At 50.7% G+C, this 341-nt stretch carries 1 protein-coding gene; it reads left to right on the top strand.

Annotated features, from left to right (window positions below; translation table 11 throughout):
• On the top strand, positions 1-341 hold a 341-nt coding region (locus tag GKZ88_RS22425), incomplete at both ends, for a hypothetical protein (RefSeq protein WP_196216516.1).

The following is a 341-nucleotide window of genomic DNA, read 5'->3' as shown; positions in this document are numbered from 1 at the left end:
GGAACAGTTTCTGCCAATTATCCTGTTACTGTAAGTCCGCTTCCGGGTGCTGCAACAGCAGTATCGGGTCCGGCTACGGTTTGTCAGGGCCAGTCGGGCGTTGCCTATACAGTTACTGCTATTGCAAATGCTGCAGGCTATACATGGACGCTGCCTTCAGGAGCAACGATTGCTTCGGGCTCAAATACAAATTCGATCACGGTTAATTATTCGGCATCTGCCGCTACAGGAAATATCACAGTACAGGGTACAAATACATGCGGAAACGGAACAGTTTCTGCCAATTATCCTGTTACTGTAAGCCCGCTTCCGGGTGCTGCAACAGCAGTATCGGGTCCGGC

Source organism: Flavobacterium sp. LC2016-01, from assembly GCF_009711135.1.
Lineage (GTDB): Bacteria > Bacteroidota > Bacteroidia > Flavobacteriales > Flavobacteriaceae > Flavobacterium.
The sequence above is the reverse complement of the archived record's forward strand: the minus strand, read 5'-3'. Positions and strand labels throughout refer to the sequence as shown.